Source organism: Arthrobacter sp. 01T419, assembly GCF_056398865.1.
Genome location: NZ_JBFTQF010000001.1, coordinates 81,343 through 106,806, shown reverse-complemented (window position 1 = coordinate 106,806; position 25,464 = coordinate 81,343). Strand labels below are relative to the sequence as shown.

Sequence of the window (25,464 nt, the reverse complement as noted above, 5' to 3'; positions counted from 1 at the left end):
TGAGGGACAAGATCCACTCCCGGCTTTCGCCTCTATTGTTAAGCGCATAGTCTGCGTGTTAAGGGGAGTGATGGCAGTGGCGAAGAGTCCGACGGTTTATGACGTTGCGGAGCGGGCTGGGGTGTCGATTGCCACGGTTTCGTTTGCTTTCACGCAGCCTCACCGGGTTAAAGACTCAACACGAGTCGCTGTGATTGATGCTGCCCGGGCCCTCGGGTATGTGCCCAGTGCCAGCGCCCGCGGCTTGGCCAAGGGCCGTACCGGTGCACTGGGGCTCTTTTCGTTCGACTTCCTGAATTTTCTGCCCGATGCGGAGGGAATGAAGAAAGACCGGGCCGCTGCTGTCGTGGCGCCTAATGATGATTGCCGGCTGTTCCCGGTCTATGTTGACGAGGTCCAGCGGGGTGTCCAGCTGGAGAGCTTTAGCCGGGGCTACGCGCTGATGATCGGCGGCGGCAACAGGGCCAGCAGCGAAAGGGCAGTGACTGACATTGCCGGCCGGGTCGACGGTTTGATTATTTTTCCCCGCACCATTCCTGCAGAGGTAACCCGGCGCATCTCGGCCCGCATTCCCGTTCTTGAACTCTCCGACCCGTCCGGGATAGACGGGCTCCATCACGTGACGGTGGACAATGCCTCGGGCATGCGGCAGCTCATGGAGCATCTTCTTGGCGTTCACGGGTTCAGGAAGCTGATGTTCGTCAGCATCCCCAACGTCGAGACGGAAGCGAGGTACGAGGCTTTCGGCGCGGCGCTTAGTGCCCGCGGATTGGAGGTTCTGCCCGCATTGGAAAGCAGGCCCGGCGCCAGCGGTGTGACTGCGGATCTGATCGCAGACCTCCTGGGTTCCGGTTCCCTTCCGGACTGTTTTGTCTGCGCCAATGATGAGGAAGCGTTGGTGGTCATGGAGACACTCAAGGCCGCCGGAGTTTCGGTTCCGGGTCAGGTAGCGGTGGCCGGTTTTGATGGCATCGTGGCGGGCCGGCTCGTCAGCCCGACACTGACTACGGTCCGCCAGCCGATGGAACTGATGGGGCGCACGGCCGTGGAAATCCTGGTCGACGCCATCTCCCAGCCCGTTGCCCCTCTCGTTGAAAGGCAGTTGCCGGTGCACCTTGTGGTGCGCGAAAGCTGCGGCTGCGCGAAAAGATGATCTGAGCAGTTCCGCACGGAAAACTGTTGTCAAAATCACAGTAATGCGCTTAGATTGAGCTACAGCCCGATCTAAGCGCATTGAGTGCCTGGTTTGCAAGCATCTAAGCGCATCAATCTGGCGTTCTGCTACCTGGCGCCCCGGGCGTCCGACCGAAGGGAACAACGATGATCCAAACCACTGGGGACACGCGTGTCCGCATCAGGAAGATCGCAGCGCTTGGCCTTGCCGCCGGGCTGCTGCTGACCGGCTGCGGACGGGACAACGCAGCCACGAGCACTCCGGAAACCGGAAAGGCAGTCGCAGGCGGTGCCGCCACCGGAACGATTAATCTGTGGGCCCAAGGGGATGAGGCAAAGCTGCTTCCCGGGCTCTTGAAGGACTTTGAGGCCGAAAACCCTGGTGTGAAGGTCAATGTCACGGCCATCCCGTGGGATGCGGCGCACAACAAGTACCAGACGGCCATCGCCGGAGGCACCACGCCCGATATTGCCCAGATGGGCACCACCTGGATGACCGATTTCAGTGATGCCTTCGATCCCAAGCCCTCGGAGATCGATAGCTCGGCCTTCTTCCCGAGCTCGGTGAAGTCCACACAGATCAGCGGTACCAGCCTGGGGGTGCCGTGGTTCGTCGACACCCGGGTCCTGTATTACCGCAAAGACCTGGCCGCCAAGGCCGGCTACCCTCAATTCCCCACCTCATGGGACGGCCTGACTGCCATGGCCAAGGCCCTGAAGTCACAGGACGGGGTGAAATACGGGCTCCAACTTCCCGCGGGCGGCTCGGACTCCTTCCAGACCATGCTTCCGTTCCTGTGGTCCAACGGCGCGAAGTTCATCAGCCAGGACAATTCGAAGTGGACTTTTGACACTCCGGAAATCGTCCAGGCCTTGAAGTACTACCAGGGCTTCTTCACAGAGGGGCTGGCCAACAAAAACCCTGCGACCGGATCCGGTGCCGCAGAGGCGGCATTCGTCAACGGTGAAGCGCCGGTCTTCATCGGAGGACCATCCGAGCTCGCCCAGCTCGATCAGGCCGGCGGCCCTGGTTTCCAGGACAAGTACATGGTGGCGACCTTCCCCAAGCAGGTCACCGGAACGTCCTTCATCGGCGGCTCGGACCTGGTGGTCTTCAAAGACGCAAAAAACAGGGACGGAGCCTGGAAGCTCGCACAGTGGCTTTCCAAGCCCGAAGTCCAGACAAAGTGGCAGAAGCTATCGGGGAGCCTTCCCGCGCTGCAAAGCGCCTGGAAGGACCCCAGCCTGGCCGGGAATGCGAAGCTTGCGGTCTTCGGTGAGCAGATGAAGGACACCAACTTCCCGCCCACCATCTCCACCTGGACGCAGGTTTCCGCGGCAGCAGACACCCAGCTGGAACAGATCGTCAAGGCCGGCAAGGACCCCGCAGCGGCCATGAAGGACCTGCAGGCCACCGCCGATAAAATCGGTACCGGGAAGTAATCATGGCCGTCACAGCGGCAACGGGGCAGGCGGGCAGGACTCCGTCCGCCGGCCTGCCCCGGACGCCGGAACACCGTAGTGCAGCCTCCCGACGCCGCAGGAAGAGCCTTGTCGCCTGGTTGTTCGCCCTGCCGTTCGTCCTCATTTTCGGTTTCTTCATGCTGATGCCTTTGCTGTCCTCCTTTGTGTTGTCCTTCACGGACTTCACGAGCAAGGACGTCCGGAACCCGTTCGGCGTGGGCTTCGTCGGCCTGGACCAGTTTGCCGAGCTCTTCGGCAACCAGCAGTTCCTTCACTCCATGCTCAACACGGGCTACTTCGTGATCGTCGGGATCCCGTTGACGATGGCCGCGGGGCTGGCCCTGGCGGTGGCATTGAACAACGGGATCACCCGGTTCCGCGGCGCCTTCCGGGTCGGCTTCTACACCCCGGTGGTGACCAGCATCGTCGCGATCGCGGTCGTGTGGAGGTTCATCCTGCAACCGGACGGCCTGCTGAACATCGTGCTGGGCTGGGTGGGCATCGCGGGGCCGGACTGGCTGAACAGTACGGCGTGGTCCATGCCGGCGATGATCCTGATGGCGGTCTGGCGCAACATGGGCACCCTGATGATCATCTTCCTGGCCGGGCTGCAGAACGTCCCCACCGAGGTCCTGGAAGCTGCCGAGGTGGACGGCGCCAACGCCTGGCAAAGGTTCGTGAGGGTCACGCTGCCGATCCTTCGCCCCACCCTGCTGCTGGGCGCGGTCCTGCTATCGGTCGGGTTCCTGCAGTTCTTCGAGGAGCCGTTCGTGATGACCAAGGGCGGCCCCCTGGACTCCACGCTTTCGGTGAGCTATTTCACCTTCAACCAGTTCGGGTTCGGCAAGTATGGCCTGGCCTCGGCCGCCAGCTACGTATTGTTCGTGGCCATCGCCCTGCTGAGCCTGATCCAGTTCCGCACCCTCCGCTCCAAAGACTGAAGCGAGCAGACCATGACCAACACAAAAACCGCACCCGCGGCGCCGGCCCGCCCCGCCACGCGACGGGCCGTCACACCGCGCCGGAAGCATTCCACCATCGGAAAACAGGCCTGGGTATATACCGGGCTGGTGCTTGCCGGAGCCGCGACGGTGCTGCCCTTCGTCTGGATGCTGCTGGGATCCTTCAAAACCCAGGGAGAGCTCCTGCGGCGGCCCGTCACCTGGTGGCCGCAGGACCCGACCCTGGATAACTACGTGCGCTGGTTCACCGACCTGCACATCAACACCTTCTTCATGAACAGCATCATCGTCGCCGTCGTCACGGTCCTGGGGAACCTCCTGTTCTGCTCCATGGTCGGCTACGCCCTGGCCAAGATGGACTTCACAGGCAAGAAGGTCCTGTTCCTGCTGGTGATGGTGACCCTCATGGTCCCGGGCGTCGTGACGTTCGTTCCGTTGTTTGTCATGGTCAGCAAGCTGGGCCTGGTCAACACCTACCCGGCCCTGATCCTGCCTTTCCTGGTCTCGCCCCTGGGCGTCTTCCTGATGCGGCAGTTCATGATGGGCATACCGGACTCCCTGATCGAAGCAGCCAGGATCGATGGAGCCGGCGAACTGCGGACCTTCACCCGGATCGTCATGCCCCTTTGCGGGCCTCCGCTGGCAACACTGGGGATCCTCACATTCCTCGGATCGTGGAACAACTTCCTCTGGCCCCTCGTGGCCGCCCAGAGCGAAGACAAATACACGCTGCCCGTTGCCTTGTCGCTGTTCTCGACCGGCGAGAACGCAACCGACTACGGCCTGCTCCTGGCCGGTTCCGTGCTGGTCATCGCCCCCATCGTGGCCCTGTTCATCGCCCTGCAACGGTTCTTCATCCAGGGCGTAGCATCGACCGGCATCAAGTAAGCCCTCCGGGCTCCCCGCCCACACCGCGGCGCCCGGCGCGGCCGCTGTCTCTTCCCATCACAAAGCCCATTTCAAAAGGAAACGGATGTCATATTCACTTCAGCTGTTCACCCTCCGCAACGCCATGCAGGCCGACCTTCCGGGCACCATCGGCAAGGTCGCAGGGATCGGTTTCACCCAGGTCGAGCCGTACGACTTCGTGGCCACAGCCAAGGAGCTTGGTGCCGCACTGGCGCAGAACGGCCTGACGGCACCTTCCGGCCACGCACCGTTGATGAGCCAGGACCAGGACGAAATCTTTGAGGCTGCCAGGGAATTGGGCATCGCCACGGTCATTGACCCCTTCCTGCCGGCAGAGCACTGGCAAAGGGCCGAGGACATCCGGGCCACGGCCGGAAAGCTCAACGCGGCGGCGAAGAAGGGCGCCGCGTACGGCATCCGCGTCGGGTATCACAACCACGACTGGGAACTGGAGTCGATGATCGAGGGCCAGACCGCCCTCGAGTACCTCGCCGGGCTGCTGGAACCGGAGGTTGTCTTGGAGGTGGATGTTTACTGGGCGGCAGTCGGAGGCCAGGATCCTGAAGCCCTCCTCCGGCGCCTCGGTGACCGGGTGAAGTTCATCCATATCAAGGACGGCCCGATCACTGCCGACATCAAAGCCCAGCAACCCGCTGGCGGGGGCCGGATCGCAGTCCTGGACGTCATTGCGGCGGCCGGGTCCCTTGAGGTGGGTGTCGTTGAGTTCGACGACTACGCAGGGGACATCTTCGAGGGCATCACCCAAAGCCTGCGCTATCTGGAGAACGCGGCAGTGAACGCAGGAGAGCCGGCATGAGCGGCGCCGCCACCGGCAGCGGGCCGGTCGGCGTCGCCGTTATCGGCGCCGGGAACATCAGCAAACAGTACCTGGACAACCTCATAGGCTTTCCTGACCTGAAGGTCCATGTCATCGCGGACCTGTTCGAAGAAGCCGCCCAAGCGCGGGCCAAGGAGTACGGCATCCCGGGGTGGGGCGGGGTTGAGGCGGCGCTGAACCACCCCGGTGTCGAGATCATCGTGAACCTGACCATCCCGGCCGCGCACGTGGAAGTGGCAACCGCCGCGGTCCGGGCGGGGAAGCACGTCTGGACCGAGAAGCCGTTTTCGCTGGACCGGGAGTCGGGGCTTGGTTTGTTGAAGGCCGCCGACGCCGCGGGCATGCGGCTCGGCTGCGCCCCGGATACGTTCCTGGGAGCGGGCCTGCAGACGGCGCGGCGGATCATTGAGCGCGGGGACATCGGCACGCCGCTCACTGCGATGACCACGTTCCAGACGCCCGGCCCGGAATCCTGGCACCCCAATCCTGGTTTCCTGTTCCAGTACGGCGCCGGCCCGCTGTTCGACATGGGCCCGTACTACCTCACGGCCCTCGTTCAGACCTTCGGGTCTGTCCGCAGGGTCGCGGCCCTCGGGTCCAAAGCAAAGGAAGTCCGGGTGATCGGGTCCGGACCGAATGCGGGCACGGAATTCACCGTCGATGTTCCCACCCATGTCTCCGCCGTGGCCCAATTCGACGGCGGGGCGTCCTCCCACAGCGTCTTCAGCTTCGAATCCCCGCGCGAACGGACGGGATTCGTGGAGATCACAGGGACGGAGGCCACGATTTCCCTTCCTGACCCCAACGAATTCGCCGGTGATGTCCGTATCTGGAGGGCCGGGGACCAGGACTGGACCACGGTTCCGGCCACCGGCCCCGCAGACGGCCGCGGTTTGGGTGTGCTGGACATGGCCCGTTCGATTCGGGCAGGCGTTCCCCACCGGGCCACCGGCAACCTCGCCTTCCACGTCCTGGACACCATGGTCTCGATCTCCGAATCCATCGAATCGGGCGCTTTCATCGACGTTGAAAGCTCCGCCCCGGCCTCCGCTGCCCTCCCGGAGGACTGGGAACCGTCAGCGCAAACACTCTAGGAGAGAGCGCCGTGTCAGCAGAACAGAACAGCCGGCAGGAACAGACCCGCCCCCTCGGCGTGGCCATGATCGGTTATGCCTTCATGGGCAGGGTCCATTCGAACGCATGGCGGAACGTCGCCAGCTTCTTCGACGTCCCGGTCTTCGAGCAAAAGGTCCTGGTGGGCCGGGATGCCGCCCAGGTCGCCGCCGCAGCCTCGAGCTACGGCTGGACCGAATGGGCCACCGACTGGCGGGACGTCATCAGCCGTGAGGACATCGACATCGTCGACATCTCCGCACCCGGGTGGATGCACGCCGAGATCGCCATTGCTGCACTCCAGGCAGGCAAGCACGTCCTCGTGGAAAAACCCCTGGCCAACACCCTGGCTGAAGCCGAAACCATGGCTGAGGCAGCCCGGGCCGCTCGGGAAAAAGGGGTGCAGTCCATGGTCGGATTCAACTACCGCCGCGTCCCGGCCCTCGCCCTCGCCAAGGAACTGATCGCGGAGGGACGGCTGGGCACCGTCCGGCACGTCCGCGCCGCCTACCTGCAGGACTGGCTCTCCGACGCCGAATCGCCCATGACCTGGCGCCTGCGCAAAGAAACCGCAGGCTCCGGTGCCCTGGGAGACATCGCCTCCCACGCCATTGACCAAATCGGCTACCTCACGGGGCAAACCGTTCTTGAAGCCTCAGGGGTGCTGAAAACGTTCGTCGTACAGCGCCCTGGTCCGTCTGGATTGGAGGAGGTCACGGTGGATGACGCCGCGTGGGCGACATTCTGGCTCACCGGCGACATGGGCGCCTCTGTCGAAGCGTCACGGGTGGCTACCGGTCAGAAGAACAGCCTCCAGATCGAGGTCTACGGCACCGCAGGAGCCCTGACGTTCAACCTGGAAAACCTGAATGAGCTGAATTTCCTGGACGCCACCACCCCGGTCGGGGAGCAAGGTTTCCGCCGGATCCTCGTCAACGAACCCGGACACCCCTACATGGACGCCTGGTGGCCCCAAGGCCACATCATCGGCTGGGAACACACCTTCACCCACCAGATCCGGGACTTCCTGCTGGCCATTAACTCCGGCGAGGCACCGTCACCGTCGTTCGAAGAAGGACTCCAGGTTCAACGGGTGCTCGCCGCCGTCGAAGAGTCAGCCAACAACAAAAGCACCGTAACCCCCGTCCATCAATCCGTCGTCGCCAGTCCAGCGTCACAGATACAAGGAACCTGACATGCCCCGCCCGTACACCCTGTTCACCGGCCAGTGGGCCGACCTGCCCTTCGAGGACGTCGCGCGCCTAGCCTCCGGCTGGGGCTATGACGGCCTGGAAATCGCAGTGTCCGGGGACCACCTGGACGCCTGGCGCTGGGACGAACCCGGCTACGTCGAGTCCAAGCTCGCCATCCTGGACAAATACAACCTCAAGGTCTGGGCCATCTCCAACCACCTCAAGGGCCAGGCCGTGTGCGATGACCCCATCGACTTCCGCCACCAAGCCATCGTCGGCGCCAAGGTCTGGGGCGACGGGAACCCCGAAGGCGTCCGCCAACGCGCCGCCGAAGAAATGAAACACACCGCCCGCCTCGCCCAAGCCCTCGGCGTGGGCACCGTCGTCGGATTCACCGGCTCCTCCATCTGGCAATACGTCGCGATGTTCCCACCCGTCCCCGAAAAAGACATCGACGCAGGCTACCAGGACTTCGCCGACCGCTGGAACCCCATCCTGGACGTCTTCGACGAACACGGCGTCCGCTTCGCCCACGAAGTCCACCCCTCCGAGATCGCCTACGACTACTGGACCACCGTGCGCACCCTGGAAGCCATCGGGCACCGGGAAGCGTTCGGGCTGAACTGGGACCCCTCCCACTTCATGTGGCAAGGCATCGACCCCGTCTCCTTTATCTGGGACTTCAAAGACCGGATCTACCACGTGGACTGCAAGGACACCAAGCTCCGCCCCACCGGCCGGAACACCGTCATGGGCTCCCACCTGCCCTGGGGCGACCCGCGCCGCGGCTGGGACTTCGTTTCCGCCGGACGCGGCGACGTGCCCTGGGAATCCTCCTTCCGCGCCCTGACCGCGATCGGCTACGACGGACCGATCAGCATCGAATGGGAGGACGCTGGCATGGACCGCCTCCACGGCGCCCCCGAAGCCCTCGCCAACCTCAAAAAATACGACTTCCCGCCCTCGCAGGCCAGCTTCGACGCCGCCTTCGGCAGCCAGGACTAGCAGCGGCACCACCTGCACGCCCGGCTTGTTGGTCAAGGCGGCATCGCCTAGGTCCCTATAACGGCCAACGCGAAGACCTCCCGGGGGAGGGTGCAGGCCCCACACTGTAAAGGATTCGCTTTGATACAGCCTGCCGGTAGAGCAACGCGGGCGCACCACCCCAAGGCCAGCATCGAAGATGTGGCCGCGGCGGCCGGTGTTTCCACGGCCACCGTTTCCCGCGCAATCAGGGGTCTTCCGAGGGTCGCCCAACCCACACGGACGAGAATTCTCGAAATCGCGCAGGCCCTGGGCTACACCGCCTCGGCCTCCGCCGCAGGGCTGGCCACAGGCAAGACACGAAGCGTCGGTGTTGTGACTTCCTCCCTTCGTCACCCTGCATACAGCGCGGCTGTTGAAGGAGCCGAGCGGGCACTCCGCGGCCGGGATTATTCTCTGGTTCTACTCCATCTCCCGCAACCCTCTGCCAGTCCGCAGCTCCCCATGGACCTGAACATGCTCTGCCGACGCGTGGACGCGCTTCTGGTTCTCGGGGCCGGCACTCTGGAAAAGGACCAGATCGAGCAACTGCAACGGAACGGGATGCCGCACATCGTGATCGGTCTGCACTGCGAACAGGACGACAGTGAGGCAGAAGCTGCAACCACCGCAATTCGCCACCTGGTTCAGCTCGGGCACACGGACCTGGCCTTCTTCCATGGCGAACTTGGGGCCGCGATCCGGACCCGGCTGCAGGCAGGCGGACTGGAACACTGGACGAGCGCTCTGAACGCTGATGGCATCAAGCTGAGGGAAGCCCGGATTGAACGTCGGCCAGGGGTAATCCGCAACAGCCGGACGGCGTTCAGCCGTCTCTGGGCGGTGCCCGGGTCAAAGCCGACCGCGATCGTCTGCGCTTCCGACGAGATGGCTCTGGGCGTGCTGTTGGAAGCCGAGCGGAAGGGCCTGAAGATTCCTGAAGATCTGTCCATCGTGGCAATGGACGGCCAGGACCTGGGCGAATCACTGGAATTGACGGCGGTCATTCAATATTCAGCCCGGAGGGCGGCACAGGGCGCACAAAGTCTCCTCGCCGCCTTGGAAGGTGACCGCGACGTCACCCACCCGGCCGCGTGGTCTCCAGAGCTCATGATTCGGCAGTCAACAGCAGCACCACAAGAAACGGGCCGACCTTCACGGTGGCTGCCACAATAGAAAGGCCATACGAGCAGGTAAGGACCCAGACGGTCTTGATGCCCGCGCAGGTTGAGGGGTTTTCCAAGACCCGATTTCGGGAGCAGACTTGCTGAGGATGTTCTTCGGTGCCTGTCAGCGGTACCGCAGTAGTACGGGGACTATCTCCCATGGCTGCTGCGAGGCATGTTCACTTTGTCGTTTAGCGGAAGCCGTTTCATTTCTGCGTCAAACTACTGCCTATGGCATGGATCATGCCTCCGGACTCTGCCAGTCGCCGTCGGAGCTCTTCATTTTGGAGCTGTGCGAGGTGGAGGGCGCCGATGAGGGCTTCGCTGTCTGCCTTTAGTTGCTGGATCACTTTTCTGTCTTCCTCCCGCAGCCGTTTCAGCCTGGCTGTCTCGCGCCGGAGGCGTAGTTCGCTGTCTGGTGTCCCGCCGGACGCTCTTACCTGCTCGTAGAAGAGGTTCTTCAGGTCGGGGTGCCGCTGAGTGAGCGCGTTTCGCGGGACTCCTGCTTCTGCGGCGAGGGCCACGACGGTCAGGGCCCCGTTTGACCTCTCCGGGTACCCGTCAAGGATTCGCTCCATGGCCGCTTGGATGTGGGCGCGTTCGTCTTGCGCGGGGCTCATTGTCTCTCCTCGATAACAATGCGGGAACGCTCGTGCTGATCGGCTTCCTGACGGAGCCGCCGGGCCCGGGCCTCGAGCCGGTGTCCGAGGGGCTCGGGCGCCTTCGGGGCCTGTTTCTCCAGGGATTCCGCCTCTTGTCGCATCAGTTGTGCGTGATCATCGGTTCGTGCGATGTTCGCGCAGGATGTGACGCAGCGGTCCAGGCGCGGCGCTTCGCGTTCGGTGATGCGGTTGCAGAGGGCGCGGTCCGGTTTGTAGACGCACATGAGCATCGCGGACGGATTTTCGTAGACGGTCAGCGACGGGTTCTCCAAAAGCGCACGGGCCTGCCTAGCGTTGACGATCGTGCCAGCGAATTCGGGGGCGTGCCGGGCGGCGTTGATGGCTCTGCGCGCCGCCGGGCCTGAGATGCCCGCGCCGTTCGCAATGTCTTCGTTGAGCGAGGCAAGCGTGTCGGCAGCTGCGAGAGCCGTTTCCAGGTCGAGCAGGTCGTGCATTCCGTTCCGACTCCGTGACGCGTACCCGGCACTCATGGCGGTGCGCATGTGGCCGTATTGAACCGCGAGGGCGACGAGCCCGCCGGGGCGTCTGGCGATATGCCAGGCCAGCGTCCGGCGGAACCGCGAGACCCCGATCGAGCCATGCTTGTCCCCAGGGACTGTCTCGTGGGGGCGGTCCAGGCTCTTGGCGAGGTTCGAAGCCCATGTAATGAACTTCTCGATGCGCATGTTCATGGTGTCGGGCGGCAGGTCTCCGAACAGATACCCGTCGGGGTTGATCCTCTCAAGGGTGCGGATGGCCCGTACCACCGGTTCGATGGCAACCCAGGGAACGTCGCGAATTGTTCCCTGCGGGACGTGGTTCCCGTCGTCGTTGACGGCCGTCTTGTAAACGCGGCCGTAGATCAGGTAGCGCCCCGATTCCGGCTCCGGGCAGCAGCCCCTTTCGAGACCCTGGAGCTCGCGGGGCCGCATTCCCGTCAAGTACGACACCACAATGTAGGCCGCGGTCGTCAGATGGGTCTTGAGGGTCCCCGCCTCGGAGTAGTCAATGAATTCCTTCCAGGCGCGGCCATCGACCGTGCCCGAGATCTCTGTGAAGACGGGAGCGGGACCATCGGCGGACAAGAGCTGTTCCCGCCAACGCCCTGCGAATACCTGATGGTGGACCTGATGGACCGCCGCCCCCGTTACGTAGGAGATGTACGTCGCAGCGAGTCCGCTCTTGTTCCCGGCTGCCATGCTCGGTGGCGATGTGCCGGCTGCGATGAGGCGCCCCAGGTAGTCCTCGAGCGCAGCCTGGCCTTCTGGAGTGGCCGCGTTCTGCTTGCTTTTGGCGAGTATTTCTTCTTTACGTTGGACGGCAGTGAGGATGTCTTCGGCGAAGTCGTCGACCACGCGCAGGGCCCAGATCAGCAGTGGTCCCATGGTTTCCGGGGTGATCGGCTCTGTCGAGTTCTCGCCCACGGACGACCCGGCCGGAAGGAAATCATCGGCGCCCTCTATCAGCCACGGCGGTTCGCAGAGTCCGACCGGGAAGGGGTTCGAGGAGTCCAGCGCCCAGAGCCGGGTCAGGGCTGCGAGGACTTTCTGGGCGGGGTTGCGCGTCATTGCCCGGTCTGTTGCGAGGTGGAGGGCGTAGGCCTGCAGGTCTGCCGGAGTGCAGTCGCCGAGGGATGCGCTTCCCCTCTTTTCCAGCCATTGGCAGAATGCCCTCCATATCGCCACGGTGGGATACACATGTCGGGGTGATACGGTGGTCCGCCACCGAGGGTGTCTGCCGATCAGGAAGGTGGCGGGCAGCGAAGTGTTGATCAGCAGCCAAGTCAGGTGCCGCAGTTCCTCCCGGAAAGCCGCGGGCACAGTCTCCCAGTGGATCGTCGTGCGCGATACACCGGGGCCGTGCTCCAGTGCGTCCAGGCTCCAGGACGGGTCCCCGTATCGGGGGACCGGGCCGGTGAAGCCTTCGGCGACCAGACCGGGCAGGATGGCGTGGGCATGCAGTGCCGGGTGCGAAGCGCTCTCTTCGATTGCGAGGGTCACAGGTCGTACTGTCCTTCCAGAAGGCTGCCAATGATTGCTCTGTCGGTGGAGGTCACGCTGGCCAGGGCGGTCGCCCAGACCTGGTCACCGAGCCTGCGCTTGAGGTCCTCCAGACGCGTGAACGGGTTGCCCCAGTCCGATGCCCAGGTCTCTTCGCCCAGGACCGAACGCAAGCTGGCCAACGAGCGGTGCAGGTATGCCAGACGGGGATGATGCTTCGGGTGTATCCGCGCGTTGGGGCACGCCGTGCACATCAGGAACGAGGCCCGGCATCCCGTTCCATGGGGGCTGAATGGACTGCTCTTGTAGTCGCAGCAGGCGGCAGTGGGGGTCTCCTGGGAATCCGGGCGGGCCGTGTCGGCAAGCTGAGCGCGCAGGACGGTGTGCCGGGCGTGGGCGAGTGCGCTCTCGGCGCCCTCTGCGACGATCGGGACGGATGCCTGCTGCGCCTGGGGTTCGGGGAGGACATAGACCGCGTCGTGGGTGTCCTGGCTGTTCTGGCCGGGCTCCCTGCGGTACAGCACATTGACCGTCTTCCGCAGTCTTTGCAGGGGAGCGCCGGTTAGGCCGGTTTCCCGGAGCCAGGAGTCGGCCGCGTTCTTCGTCAGGCCGATCCCGAATGGCGTCACCGGGGACGCGTTCCTGGGCCCCGGCAGGGAGTTCCGCCAGATGAGCAGGAAGTCCAGGGCGCTGTCGGCGGCAGTGACAAAGGCCCGCGCGTGAGAAGTTGCCTCCAGAGCCTTCGAGATCAGCCGCCCTGGTGTGTCGGCGCCGGTGTCCGGGACATTCCGGGTCTCGAAGTGGCGGCCGGCTCCCCGCCGCCGCTTCTCCAGCTCCAACCGGTAGATGGGGAAGCCACCGGATCCGCCGTGCTGCAAGGCCCGCGGCGTGCGCATTTCCGACACCACGGTCGCGTTCAGTCCGAACTCCATTACGAGCAATACGGCCAGCGCATACGCTTCGGACCGGCTCAGAAATAGCCGCATCCACGTGAACTGCGGGGCCTCTCCGCCGAGGACTGCGACGTAACGGTGAATAGTACGTTTGGTCCCGCTTTCGCGAAGTATGTAGGGGACATATCCGGTGCGGGCGAGCGAGTCCAGGGCCTCTCCGAGGATCCAGTCCGGGCTTTGCTGCTCGAAGGATCCCTCACGCCATCGCCGTAGATGTTCTGTGTTGGCCCGGATCCTCAAGTAGGCGGAGCGGAAGATCTTCCGGGCCGCGGCGCGCACTTCCTCGAATTCGTCCGGGGCCAACGCCCGTCCCGTGGACGTGACCAAGGGAAGCCGCTTGGCCATCGCGGACCTCGTGGCCTCGCTCAGCTCGTCGTGTCTCCTGAGGAAGCCACCCAGTGCGATCACCTGTGAGTAGCCGTAGATGCCTTCCGGCCGACGCATCCGCCACCTGTTCCACAGCGCCGGTGTGATGTCGACGAGGCGCTGGGGCGGATTGTCCTGTTCGGCGCAAAAGCGCCCGAATGCGGTAAGGCGGAACCACATGGCCTTGCTTGACGGGAGCGAGTCCCACCCGCCGCCCGGAGCACACTTCTCGGCGAACCACCGGGCAAAGGCGCGCTGCAGCTCCGGGCCCACCGGGATTTCGTCGAAGTTGAACGTGCCCACCCGTCCCTTCCTGTCGCGGTGCTCGACCGTCAGCCCATCATGGGGCCGCGGAACCGGCCGGTGGTGGGGCTCCGGCGGCAGGGCAGCACGCTGCCCTCGGCCGCTCACAGGATAGCCTCGTCGTCAATCAGGTCCTGGATCGTGCCCGTTTCGGCTGCGAGCCGGGCGAGAATCCAGGAGACATCGTCGGCCGCCCCTCCCTGCGGGGCCCCTGAACCAGGCGCAGGCGAGGAGATAAGCGAGTGGAGCTGGAGGTCGGAGACCGGGGCCAGATAGATCCTGCGGGTGGTTTCGACGTCCGCGTGGCCGAGAAGGTCCTGGACCATCCGCCAGGGATCCCCGTAGAGGAGGCGGAAGTCGCGGCGCTCCTTCGGTGTCAGGCCGAGCCGGACATCCATCGCGTGGTGGAGCGCGACCAGCATGTAGAGCGCGAAGGAATGCCGGCACATGTGCGGGGTGCAGAACGGAGCATCACCCTTTTCTCCCGACAGGGTCTTCTCGCACCGTTCCGTGGCGGTCCGGAACACACCCTCCCAGGATGCCGGTTGAAACGGCAGGCCGGACTCATTGAGCCACAGCCACAGGGGTTCAGGCCCCTCGGGTCCTTCAGTGAAAAGATTCGCCCGTTCCTCGACGCTTGCCCGTGCCAGGGCCGTCTCACCGAGCATTCCGTCGCGATCGCGCCAGTGAAGGACCTTCATCCGGTGCCCGGAGACCGACGTCACCAGACGCATCCGCGGCAGCACGTCATACCGGTCCTGCCGCTGCGCACGGCGGATCACCCTCGCCCGGCCGGCATCGCAGTACGCCTCGATCTCGCCCACCACCGGTGCTGCCATATAGAAAGTGCGGGCACGCTTTGACTTCGTCACCACCGGGGCCAGCCGGCCCGAATAGTACCGTCGGTGTCCTACCTCGGACTGGGGGATCTCGACGGTGAGAAGCGAAGCGGCCTCGGTCAGACGCAGACCCGATGAGAACAACAGATTGGCGAAAGCCGAATTCCGGTCCTCCATCCGCCCGCCCCATGCCGCGCCCGGCACACCGTCCGCGGAGAATCCGCGCAAGCCCACATCCACCCAACGCCGGAACATCCTGGGCGTCAGCCAGCGCACATCACTGGACCTCGCATCCTTAGCCCGGGCGGCAGGCACCTCCACCGCCTGCCCGTGCCGCCCGATCGCCTCCCGCGTTTCAATCGGGCTCGCGGACACGTATCCCTGCTTGACCGCCCACGAGTACAGGCGACCCAAAGCCGCGAGGCCCCGATTCCAACGGGCACCGCCGACCCGCCGCGGGTTGCTCAGCGACCTCGTGCGCCAGTCCTCGAAATCCCACAGGTCATCGGGGCCTGCCTCATCCCAGTTCTTGTCTCGACGCCACAGGAAGTCGAAGAAGACGCAATAGTCCGTCGCATAGTTCCGCTTCGTCTCCTGCTCCAGCCGGGCGAAGGACGAACGGACCAGGAAACGGGCCAACCGTCCATCGATCTGGCAGTCCGGCGACAGCAGGATGGGCGTCCCAGGACGCACACCCGCCCGCTCCTCGTCCTTCGCCAGGCCGTCCCAACCGCCCAAGACCGGCAATCGCTTCGACTCGACAGACCGCCCCGCCGGCACCCAAAAAATACGCCATCCTCGCACCACTCACACCCCTCTTGAACCGCATCAACACGCTTATTCAACAGGGAATTGACCACAATTCCTTCCACACCTGTGGCGGTCATGTCACTGAACCACGTGGCCGCCAGGGCCCGGTCGCTGGTCACCGGTGACAGATGCAGTGGCGGAATCCACCCGCGCGCCAGTTCCTCGAGCAGAGCCCGGCGGTTCCGGAATTGGAGCCCGCGGGTATCCTGCCCGGCCACTGCCAGGATGTCGAAGGCGATCAGCGAGGCAGGGCTTTTCATCACGAGCTCCGCAAGTGCCGCCTTTGAGCTCACCAGGCGCGTCTGCAGCGCATCGAAATCCAGTCGCCCTTCGGACCACACCACAACTTCGCCATCGACAACACAGCCCGGAGGGATCTGCTCACGCACGGAAGCCAACACGTCCGGAAAGTACCGGCTCAAATCCTTAACCTGTCTGCTGTAGAGCCACGCCCCATCCGAACCGACCAGGCACACTGCGCGGAAACCGTCGAACTTCATCTCAAAAACTGAACCGCCGGACAGTGCATCACCGCGTGGAATCGACTCCACAGCCTTGGCCAAAGCAAGCGCAACGGGAGGATGCAGAGCCGCCGGTAAACCTTCGAACATCGTGGGCACAGCGTAAGCCCAGCGAAGCAGGGGTGGAAACAAAGCTTCCTCCCGGCTGGAGACATCACCAAGCACCGGGAAGTGTCACAGCAAAGCTGTGACCGGGTCCTTCTTCGATCAGGGAAACCAACCACCTTCGAAACAGGAGCCGTCATGTCCACTGAAGCTGTTACGAACACCGCTGGGTCTGCCGGAGCTGCCGGTGGCTGGCGCTACAAGGAACCCACCTCACAGCAGATTGAAGATGCAGCGGCCCTGATGTTCCTGGCGGCGACAAAGAAAGCTCTGCGGGACCAGCAACACATCTGGGATGTCGAGCTCGAGCTGGAAGTCACCTACACCGTGCACAACCAGCGCAGGTACTGCGTTCATGCCAGCACCCGTACAGGTGACAGCATTACTGGCGCACGCGGTGTCCTCGTGCATCCGGCCAACGGAACTGCTGAATCGGCTGCCTGGAGCATTGCCGAAGCGGCCCGGACCGCAAGTGCCAAACGACGGCAAAAGGCCGCCATCAAGGTCCTGTGACCTGCCGGTATTTACCGGGGCGCAGCTGCCGGGGACTCCTTAAACGTAGCTCGTGCTTTGTCAGTGCCGATTCTTTGCCAGAACCAACCGACATACCAAAGAATCGCCCCCCAGCCCGATCACAAAGCTGCCAAGCAGCAAAAGCACCTGCAGCCCCGTGCACAAATAAGAACCCCGGTGATGCTTCCGCATCGCCGGGGTTCCTATTTTTTTTCCGTGAGCAACTTTCCCTCGTCTATCCCGCCGCCCGGACCAAGCCCTCCTCAGCCTCGTCAAACTCGTCAATCAATCGCAACGCCTCCGGATTACCAAGGTCAGCGTCCGGATCGAGCCGTCGATTGATGCTGCGTGACGCGGAGAACTTCAGTACCGAGTAGTCATCCACGTCCTTCTTGCCGAACCGGACCTTGTGGCCTTTGTGCGTCTGCCGGGCGAAGCGGCCAAAGCCGGTGAGCACGACGGTGTCTCCACGGCGCACGGCGTCGGTGAGCTCCGCGATGAGCGACTCATACACCTCACTCACCACCCTGATCGGCTGTCCGCTGCGGCCGGCCACCTTCGAGATGAATCCACGCTTGCTGATCCGCGGATGAACCGTCGTCTTCATGCCCACACCTTTGTCCTATCGTCCCTCGTCGTCCGCTTCCTGCTTGAAAACCAGTTTATCCGACAGGCCTGTCGAAAAGCGATCCACAGGCCTGTCGGTATCCATTCAACTAAAGCTCGAAATCCGGATCAATGGACTGGCGGTCGTCCTTGTACTCGTAGTCAACTGACTCAATAATCGACCGGGTCTTCGGATCGCGCCGTGTGCTGACGATCTTGTCGTGGGACTCGTCGAACCGCTGCTGGTCGGCGATCCGGTGGGCCGCGTTGAGCTTGGCGTTGATGTTCTTGTCGCCGAACTCCATCATCGAGCTCACCGAGGACTTCGCACCCTGCTTGGTTGCATTGACGTTCTTCTTGTTCTGTGCTCGCTGCTGCTCCCAGCGACCGCGGTCCTCGGGCGTCACGTACCCGAACATCTGGGCAAGCCGCGAACCGTACCGCTCCTGCTTCTCTACCTGCTGGTCGTCGCTCATGGTCCTGTCTCCTTCTCGTTCGTTTCCGGACTATGCCGGCTGGTAGTCCTCGGTTCCGCGGTCGCGGCTCCACTGACCCTCCGGCCCCGGCCGGGCCGAGGGGCCGGGCCCCTGTCGGAAGGGCTGGGGCCGCGTGCGCTGCGCCGCCAGGAAAGTAGCGGGATCGTCGACCGCGGCCCGCATCGTGTCCTGCCAGTCCTCGCCGAGGGCCAGCTTGAGCTCGTGCTCGAAGTCCGGGTCCTCCTTGTTCAGCTCCTCGATGGCGTCCACGTAGGCGTTCGAGTAGACACGCTGCTGCTCCTCGTCGGAGAGACCATCGATCTCCATGCTTGCGAGCATGCTCTCGGACTGGTCGAGGCGCTGCTGGAGGTCCTCGGGCAGCCCGCGGGTGTCCAGGCCCTGCTTCTTGGCCGCGAAACCGATCATGTAGCCCATGACACTTCCGCCGAGGGCCTGTCCGTCGCCACGCTGGACGCCGTCCAGCATCGCCGCCTTCATGGTTTCCGCCAGCTGCACCTGGTGCTCGTCCGGCTCCATCGGCAGGCGCAGCGTGAACATGCCCTCGTCGGGGATCCGCCGGCCCAGGTGGTCGTCGAACTCCCCGGTCCAGACCTCGCGTACCCTGCCGGTGCCCGCGAGGCGGGCCTCGTGCGGCGGGGCCTTGACGATGCGGCCGTGCGCGACGCCGTTGAACATCAGGCGCAGCTCCGGCTCGGACTCCATCCGCTCGCCAATGATCGTCCGGGCGCGCTTGACCACCTCGGCACGGTCGAGCCCGTCGTCCTCCATCTGCTGGCGCAGGCGCTTGCGCAGGGCCTTGTAGCTAGCGTTGACCTGCTTCGCGTCCTGCTCGGGGTCACGCATCTTCCAGAAGGCGTTCTCCATGAGCGCGACCTCGGTCATGGCCGCCGACTCGGGAGTAAACAGCTCACGGTTGCCCCGCTCGCGGCGCTCCAGGTCCTCCAGGCGGGTACGCCAGCGCCGGGAAAGGAAGTCGTCCCTGCTGGTGCCCCACCGCCCGCCCGACTTCCCGGACTGCTTCCCGCCGTCGTCGCCGGCGGCCTCCTGCGCCTCCGGTGCGCCCCCGAACAGATCTCCGACCAGGGCCGCCTGGCGCTCGGCCCTCTCGCCGATGTGCCGGGTCTTCGCGTCGATCCGGTCCTGGACCTTGTCCTTGAACGGCTGCAGGTAGGAGTCCATCTCCTTCCTGAAGTCAGGAGCGAGCATCCGCATTGCCATCATCATGCCGGCGGCCTGGATGACCGAGTTCGGGTTCACGCCGCGGGTGAGCGGACGCAGGCAGCCCTGCATCATCATCTGCATGTAGACCGCGTGCATCGCGTCGAACTCCTTCGTGCGCTCACCGTCGTTGAAGCCGGGCACGAGCAGCTTCGAATCGCGCAGCGTCTGCATGTACGCCTCGCCCGCCAGCCGCGTCTCCGCCCGGAGCTTCAGCAGCCGCTCCCGGTCGTCGAGGCCGTCATCGTCGGCTGCAGCGCGCTCCTGGTCGCGTGCACGCTGACGCTTCCGCTCCTCGGTCCGCTCCCGCGTCGTGGCCCCGAAGAAGCCGCGGGCACGGTCGCGCAGCCGCTCGCGCTGCCCGCGTGAGGTGTCGTGTCCGGCCTGCGTGTCCGGCTCGTCGACAATCTCCGCGTCGATGATGTCCTCCTCCCCGTCGTCCATCCCGTACACAGGATGGACGTGGCCCAACGGGTCGACAGGCAGTGCCTTGCGCCCCCGGCCCCTGCCGCCCGGACCCATTTCCTGCTCCGTGTCCTGTGTCATGTCAGCCTCCCAGTCCATAGTCGTCGTCACTCTGCTGCTGCCCGGTCTCGTAGCTCGGCGTCCAGGCCGGGCGACGGCCGTCCACGCCGACGGCGTGTGCCGAGCGCCGGCTGGCACCGCGCGCCCTGGCGGCCCCGTCCCCGGTCTGCGCGAGCACGTCACGCTTGAGAACCGAGGCATCCACGGCGGCCTCCGCGGAGTCCAGGCCGTCCAGCCCGTCGAGGCCGTGCGCCGCGAACGCGTCGAGCTCGCGCGCCGCCGCGGCCCGGGCACGGCGGGTGCCCGCTGAGGCGAACTGCTCGTTCTTCTCGCCGTCGAAGACGCTCTCGCGGTTCTTCGCGGCCTGCACCAGCGCCTCGAAGTCGCCGCCGTAGGCCATACGGTCCATCACCGTGCCCGCCAGGGACTGGTCCTCCTCGAGATTGCGCACCAGGCCCGACTTTGGGTCCTCCAGCGCGCGGGCCACACGGGCGACGCAGTCCGGGTTGACCGAAACGTTGAACCCGTCCTTGGCCTCGTAGAACTCGACGAACTGGGCCTCCCACTCCTCGGCCGTGGCCTGGACCGCCTCGCCGTCGGCGAACTCGGGACGCCACTGGCCGGGGCCGGTGTGCTCGAGCTTGCGGCCGCGCCACAGATCGCGCCCGCGACCCTGCAGCATCTCGTACTTGTGCCGTGCCTCCGCAGCGTCGTGCTTGGCCTGCAGGATCGACTGGGTCACCGGATAGGTCACCTCAAGCACCGCCTTCAGGTCAGCGCCACGCAGGGCGCGCACCGCACGCTGGGAGAACGAGCCACCCAGTCCCGTTCCGTGGGCCTTGATCGCCGTGGCGAACATCGAGGCCTCCTGGTCCTCCTGCGTGATGCCCGGCGTGCCCTGCTCGTCGCCGAGGTTGCGGGCGTAGTCCCCGAGCTTCTTCTCGCTGCCCTTGGCCCCGGTCTCGACGCAGACTTCGCGCACGCTCTGCAGGTGCGCCTCGCGGCTGCTGAAGGTCAGCGCCGAGCCGAACTCGCCGCGCTGTGCCGAGCGATAGAGATCGCTGAGCTCCTCGACGAGGACCTCGTGGCCGGCGGCAACCTCGTGCGGATCGCTGACGAACCGCAGGCGGTTCGCCTCCTTGACGGCACTCTCAAGGCTCTCCGCCAGCTCCGGGCTCTTGGACAGCGCCACCTGGGTGTCCAGCGAGACCTGCATGGCCAGCGGGTGCGAGCCGTCGGCCTTCACCACGCCGGTGTCCAGGAGGTTCGCTCCGACCGAGAGCCTGGCCATCGCCTCGGCCTTGGCGGGCTCGCTGTGCAGCCTCACGACGGCGACCGCGTCACCGTCGAAGTCGCCGTCGAAGCACTGGTCCATCACCGGGTTGATCGCCGCGCCGGTGAGCCGGTCGTCGATCGCCACGCGCATGTAGCGCACGCCGGCGTCGCGCAGGACCGGGTCGCGCCAAACCAGCGCGTGATCGCCTTCGGCCAGGCCCAGCTGCCCGGCCTTGACCGAGCTCAGAGCGATCTGATCGATGTCCAGCCGAGGGTCGGCGGTCCAGACCATCGTTGCCGAGTCCGACAGGCGCGAGCTCATCAGCCCGGTCTTGAAGATGTTGTTCTTGCCGGTCAGCACGCGGTTCTGCACGTCCGTGGTGATGGCCTCGAAGGCACGCTGGGCCCGCGAGACGGACTCGCTCATGCCGCGGCGTACCTCGGCGCGCTTGTCCGGCGACAGGCCGTGGTCGTCCAGCTGCTCGGCCATGTACCGGTAGCGGCAGGCTTCGACGAAGACGTCCTGGTAGCTGCGCGTGTAGTCGTGCGTGACCGACGTGCCGTCGTCGAACTCCTGGCCGCTGCGCAGGTGCGAAGAGAGCACCGGCAGCTTCCACGAAGTGGCGCTGACCGTCTCGGTCAGCTGACCCGTCGGGTAGGTCAGCGGAAAGGGGATTTCCATGTCGCCGCCGCGATCGCCGATCAGGTCGCCGAAGGACTTGCGCATGGCCGTGGTGTTCAGCCCCGGCGTCGCGCCTTCGCTGCGCGGCTGCGTGCGCATCAGCTCCGGCATCGGGATCAGACGGCGCTCGGGCCGCTCGTCGACACTTTCGGCCTGGCCCACGACACGCAGGGTGCCGTCGGCTTCCATGTCCAGTCCCGCCACCAGCAGATACTCACGCAGGTTCGACTCGGCACCGGAGTTGTGGCCGTAGAACTCGCGCATGATCGCAGGGCAGTCCTGGGACTGCAGCGCCCAGGCCAGCTGCGAGGAGGCCTTGCGCCCCTTGCCGGCGCGCACCTGTTCGTCGTCGTAGATCTTGGTCTTCTCGTCGACAGCCATGTGGGTGACCACGAACCGCATCTCGCCCAACCCTCCGTCGACCGGCCCGGCCTCGGGGCCCTGGACGGCCGGGTGGCGGATGTCGCCCACGGCACCGCCCATCAGCTCGCGCGCCGATCCGGCGTTGCGGCGGGAGATCAGCGAGAACGGGCTCATCACCACGTCGATGCCCGGGTTCTCCCTGAACCAGGCCACCTCTTGCTCCAGGCCCTGGGCACGGGCCTCGTCAGGGTCCATGTGGCGGTCGACCACCAGAGAGACGACTCCCTTGTTGCCGTGCAGATCGCTGATCTTGTCGCCCACAACGAGGTCGCGCAGCTGGCCACCGGCCCCGCGGATGCGGTGTCGCTCGGAGAACTCCGTCGACACCACGATCGGGTCGTCGGCCGTCCAGCCGCCGAAGGTCATCAGAGCGGTGCCGGTCGGCTTCGTCACCTCGGAAGACTGCATGATCGTCGAGGCCGTCATCTGCTGCCGGTCGAACGGGTCATAGCGAAGCGTCTCCAGCTCCGGCCGGCTCATTAGCGGGGCGCGGGAGCCGGTCACGGTCTCCGGGTCACCCGGCTCAATCGTGCCGTCGGGGCGCACGGCGGCGTCCTCGGTGAGGTAGCGCACGATGCCCTGGTTGGTCGCGCCGCCGGTCATCACCGGATCGAAGAAGCCGCCGGGAGCCGTCACATGGTTACGGTCGGTTCCCGTGAGCACCGTCATGTTCCGTCCACCGGTGAGCCGCCAGGCGTCGAAGACGTTGTCGTCGGCCGGGTCGGTGCGATCGCGTTCGGCGCGGTACTCAGCGTAGATCGTCGAGCCCTGTTTGATCTCGTTGGAGTAGCGCACGCGCTTGGCCTCGGTCTCGAGGATCGAGGCCGTCCACTCGTCCAGCCGTGCGGTGGCCTTGCCGGTGGCAGGGTCGACCTCATACGTCGTGGCCCGTTCGATGAAGTCAACCGGGTGCTTGGTGCCGTAGAGCTGCGAGTACACCGCGTTCAGCGAGGCCGGCTCGCCGGTCCGGCTGCGGCCGGAGACGAGGTCACCGGCAAGCTGGTACTGGATGCGCTCGTGCATCAGCTGTTCGTAGCCGCGGAGCACCGTGCGCTCCTCGACCGACTTGGGGGCCTCGCCCGGGGTCTGGGCCTTGATCCGCGCCTCGTAGCCGGGAACAATCAGCGCGTTCTCGCCACTGGCGAAGCGCGTGACAATCTCCCCATGGCTGCCGACATCGAAGACCTGGCCGATCTCACCAGAGACCGGCGTGGCCTTGCCGTCACGACGCAGCTTTTCGGCGGTCCAGCTGATGACGCCCTGCGCGTCGACCAGGATCTCACCCGGCGTCGCGGCGTTGCGCTCGATGCTCTCCCGGACGGTCTGACCGATCCGGCGCATGAACTCCGAGGGATGCTCGGCGATGGGGGCGGCGGTGGCCGCGTGTAAGGAGACGATCCGGTCCTTGAAGCGGGTCGCCTGGAAGCTGGTACCCATGAGCTCGGTGGGAGGCACCCCGCAGCGGCGCAGCGCCGAGGCGAGGTTGTCCAGGTTCGACCACTGGCCGGTCGGGCTGGTCATGTACTTGGCGACGCGGGCGGGGTCGAAGCGCTGGTCGAGCCACTCGCCGTCGATCAGGTGCGGCTCGGCATCCCAGGTGCCGACCAGCTCGAACGGAACGTCATCAGCGTGCGCACGGACCTTGTCGGCGGCCGTGCCACCATAGACGAGGTTGCCCAGGTCCGGAAGCTCACCGGCCTGCAGCTCGCCGATCTCCTCCAGACGCTCCTGGTACATCTCCTCGGTCGCGCCCGGACGCAGCAGCTCGCTGCGCGCTCCGGTGAGCACGTCCCAGTAAGAGCGCTGGATCGCCGCGACCTCGGGGTCAGAGGCATACTCCGGGGGCTCGATCTCGTCGAGCGCGCCCTCGGTGCGCTGCAGCTCAGACTCCGCGCGCAGGATCAGCTCCTCGACGCCCAGGGCGGCGCGCAGGTTCTCCCGCGCGGTGTCCACGGCCTCGCGACCGTAGGCCTCGGCCGGCTCTGCGTCCACGAAGAAGGTCGGCAGGGAGCGGTTCTTGGCATCCCGGCGCAACATGACCTTGGACCCTGGGCGCGGGGCGCTCTCACCGGGGACGACATAGTCCGCGACGACGAACATGCTCTCGCGGTCGACGTGATAGCTGTCCGGCACGTCGATGAGGGAGCGGCCGCGGCCATGCTCGGGGTGGCTGGAGCCGACGACGCCGACCACCGTGCCGGGAAGATCCTCGCGTTCGATGGGCAGGCCTTGGGCGAAACGCAACAGCCGCACGGCGTCCTCGGAAGTCGGGGCGGGCACGGCCATGCCGCCGGGCACCCGGTGATTGGTGCTGTAGCGCAGCACCGTTCCGTTGTCGTAGATGCGCGCCCCGGCGTACTCCTCCTGGCGCGTGTCAGTGAGACGGATCTCCATGCCGGTCCCGGAGATCCGGGCCTTGATCTGCCCGGGCTCACGGTCGCGCAGGACCTCGTAGGCCACGCCCTGGGACTTCAGCTCCTCGAGCAGCGCCGCCGAGCGCGCCACCGCCCGCTGGGACATGAAACGGTTGCGGTCAACGCGGCCGGTCTGCGGGTCGCGTCCGCCGTCGATGACCCACTCGCGGACCTGGTCGTACTCCTGGCGGCTCATCTTGTCCATGAGCGCCGTGAGGCCTGCGGCGTCGTCGTGGGTCATGGCACGGCCGGCCTCGTACGGCTTACCGTCCTCGTCGAGCCGCCAGAGCGTCATGTTCCCGCGGCGCGGCTCAGACAAGGACTCCACCTCGCCGCCGGAGTTCTTCACGATCGTCTCGTCGGGAATGTACAGCAGTTCGGTACCTGCGCGCTTCACCGTCGCGCGCTCGGACCAGGCCGGGTCGTAAGGGCTGATCGGCAGCCGCGCCGAACGCGGGTCGATCTCCGCTCCGACGCCCGTGGCACGGGTGAACTCGCGCTGCAGCGTCTGGTAGCGCTCGTTGGCGGGGGAGTGGTCGCCGAACTGCGCCTCGTAGTCCGGGACGCGCTCGGAGAAGGCCGTGTCGATCGCAGTCAGACACGCGGTGACGCCGAGTCCGGGATCAGCCAGGGCGGTTCCGCGCTGGCTGAGGATCTGGTCGACCCGTGCACGGATGGCCTTCGCCTGGGAGATCGGAATGATCTCCCCGCTCTGCTCCCGGGCCTGCTCGACTGCCTTGTAGAAGACGTACTCGTAGAAGTACCGCCTCAGTCCGTGTGCCTTCTTCATTGCTACTCAGCCTCCTGTGGACGCTCGGGGACATAACTATGTATAGATCATACCCTGATGATTCGAATGGAGGCGATAGACGAGTTAGAAGCGAGCCAAAAGACGAATGCCTGGACAGTCG

At 65.3% G+C, this 25,464-nt stretch carries 18 protein-coding genes and 1 pseudogene; 10 read left to right on the top strand and 9 right to left on the bottom strand.

All coding sequences use genetic code 11. From position 1 onward, the window contains the following. Positions 1-70: 70 nt before the first annotated feature. From AC1DLO_RS00445 to AC1DLO_RS00405, 9 genes are all read left to right on the top strand, one after another. Positions 71-1,153 carry a LacI family DNA-binding transcriptional regulator gene (locus tag AC1DLO_RS00445; RefSeq protein ID WP_476888384.1) on the top strand — a complete coding sequence of 361 codons (1,083 nt, stop codon included), beginning with the start codon at positions 71-73 and terminating at the stop codon, positions 1,151-1,153. Positions 1,154-1,320: 167 nt separating this feature from the next. Further along, complete coding sequence (locus AC1DLO_RS00440) at positions 1,321-2,616, top strand: sugar ABC transporter substrate-binding protein (protein WP_476888383.1); 1,296 nt, start codon at positions 1,321-1,323, stop codon at positions 2,614-2,616. 2 nt (positions 2,617-2,618) lie between these two features. Next, a complete protein-coding gene (locus AC1DLO_RS00435; protein WP_476888382.1) occupies positions 2,619-3,578 on the top strand; it encodes a carbohydrate ABC transporter permease in 960 nt (319 codons plus the stop codon). 12 nt (positions 3,579-3,590) lie between these two features. Beyond that, positions 3,591-4,487: a carbohydrate ABC transporter permease gene (locus tag AC1DLO_RS00430; RefSeq protein WP_476888381.1), complete on the top strand. Its 897-nt coding sequence runs from the start codon at positions 3,591-3,593 to the stop codon at positions 4,485-4,487. 85 nt (positions 4,488-4,572) lie between these two features. Further along, complete coding sequence (locus AC1DLO_RS00425; RefSeq protein ID WP_476888380.1) at positions 4,573-5,325, top strand: sugar phosphate isomerase/epimerase family protein; 753 nt, start codon at positions 4,573-4,575, stop codon at positions 5,323-5,325. Beyond that, positions 5,322-6,440 (top strand): Gfo/Idh/MocA family protein, encoded by a 1,119-nt coding sequence (locus AC1DLO_RS00420; protein ID WP_476888379.1) that lies wholly within the window; start codon positions 5,322-5,324, stop codon positions 6,438-6,440. Before AC1DLO_RS00425 ends, AC1DLO_RS00420 begins: the two co-directional genes overlap by 4 nt. A gap of 65 nt (positions 6,441-6,505) precedes the next feature. Beyond that, on the top strand, positions 6,506-7,654 hold the full coding sequence (locus AC1DLO_RS00415; protein ID WP_476888755.1) for a Gfo/Idh/MocA family protein: 1,149 nt from the start codon (positions 6,506-6,508) through the stop codon (positions 7,652-7,654). A 1-nt stretch (position 7,655) separates the two neighbouring features. Further along, the gene (locus AC1DLO_RS00410) at positions 7,656-8,657 is read left to right on the top strand and encodes a sugar phosphate isomerase/epimerase family protein (protein ID WP_476888378.1); all 1,002 of its coding nucleotides are present in this window, start codon (positions 7,656-7,658) and stop codon (positions 8,655-8,657) included. 120 nt (positions 8,658-8,777) lie between these two features. Continuing rightward, positions 8,778-9,851, top strand: a complete 1,074-nt coding sequence (locus AC1DLO_RS00405; RefSeq protein WP_476888377.1) for a LacI family DNA-binding transcriptional regulator — start codon at positions 8,778-8,780, stop codon at positions 9,849-9,851. Between the two features lie 196 nt (positions 9,852-10,047). On the opposite strand, the gene AC1DLO_RS00400 is transcribed toward AC1DLO_RS00405, so the two are convergent. From AC1DLO_RS00400 to AC1DLO_RS00380, 5 genes and pseudogenes are all read right to left on the bottom strand, one after another. Continuing rightward, on the bottom strand, positions 10,048-10,461 hold the full coding sequence (locus AC1DLO_RS00400; RefSeq protein WP_476888376.1) for a hypothetical protein: 414 nt from the start codon (positions 10,459-10,461) through the stop codon (positions 10,048-10,050). After that, positions 10,458-12,503, bottom strand: coding sequence for a hypothetical protein (locus AC1DLO_RS00395; protein ID WP_476888375.1), 2,046 nt, complete (start codon positions 12,501-12,503; stop codon positions 10,458-10,460). The genes AC1DLO_RS00400 and AC1DLO_RS00395 overlap by 4 nt, the downstream gene beginning before the upstream one ends. After that, the gene (locus AC1DLO_RS00390; RefSeq protein WP_476888374.1) at positions 12,500-14,125 is read right to left on the bottom strand and encodes a hypothetical protein; all 1,626 of its coding nucleotides are present in this window, start codon (positions 14,123-14,125) and stop codon (positions 12,500-12,502) included. The genes AC1DLO_RS00395 and AC1DLO_RS00390 overlap by 4 nt, the downstream gene beginning before the upstream one ends. A gap of 104 nt (positions 14,126-14,229) precedes the next feature. Then, positions 14,230-15,711 (bottom strand): tyrosine-type recombinase/integrase, encoded by a 1,482-nt coding sequence (locus AC1DLO_RS00385; RefSeq protein ID WP_476888373.1) that lies wholly within the window; start codon positions 15,709-15,711, stop codon positions 14,230-14,232. Positions 15,712-15,824: 113 nt separating this feature from the next. Then, a pseudogene (locus AC1DLO_RS00380) lies at positions 15,825-16,385 on the bottom strand (ATP-dependent DNA ligase); the annotation flags it as partial. A 153-nt stretch (positions 16,386-16,538) separates the two neighbouring features. On the opposite strand from AC1DLO_RS00380, the gene AC1DLO_RS00375 reads away from it, so the two are divergent. Beyond that, positions 16,539-16,913 carry a hypothetical protein gene (locus AC1DLO_RS00375; protein WP_476888372.1) on the top strand — a complete coding sequence of 125 codons (375 nt, stop codon included), beginning with the start codon at positions 16,539-16,541 and terminating at the stop codon, positions 16,911-16,913. A gap of 235 nt (positions 16,914-17,148) precedes the next feature. On the opposite strand, the gene AC1DLO_RS00370 is transcribed toward AC1DLO_RS00375, so the two are convergent. From AC1DLO_RS00370 to AC1DLO_RS00355, 4 genes are all read right to left on the bottom strand, one after another. Next, positions 17,149-17,520 carry an HU family DNA-binding protein gene (locus AC1DLO_RS00370; RefSeq protein WP_071416746.1) on the bottom strand — a complete coding sequence of 124 codons (372 nt, stop codon included), beginning with the start codon at positions 17,518-17,520 and terminating at the stop codon, positions 17,149-17,151. 109 nt (positions 17,521-17,629) lie between these two features. After that, positions 17,630-17,995, bottom strand: a complete 366-nt coding sequence (locus AC1DLO_RS00365; protein WP_476914373.1) for a hypothetical protein — start codon at positions 17,993-17,995, stop codon at positions 17,630-17,632. A gap of 30 nt (positions 17,996-18,025) precedes the next feature. Then, the gene (locus AC1DLO_RS00360; protein ID WP_476888370.1) at positions 18,026-19,780 is read right to left on the bottom strand and encodes a hypothetical protein; all 1,755 of its coding nucleotides are present in this window, start codon (positions 19,778-19,780) and stop codon (positions 18,026-18,028) included. Position 19,781: 1 nt separating this feature from the next. After that, complete coding sequence (locus tag AC1DLO_RS00355; protein WP_476888369.1) at positions 19,782-25,343, bottom strand: hypothetical protein; 5,562 nt, start codon at positions 25,341-25,343, stop codon at positions 19,782-19,784. Between the last annotated feature and the right edge of the window lie 121 nt (positions 25,344-25,464).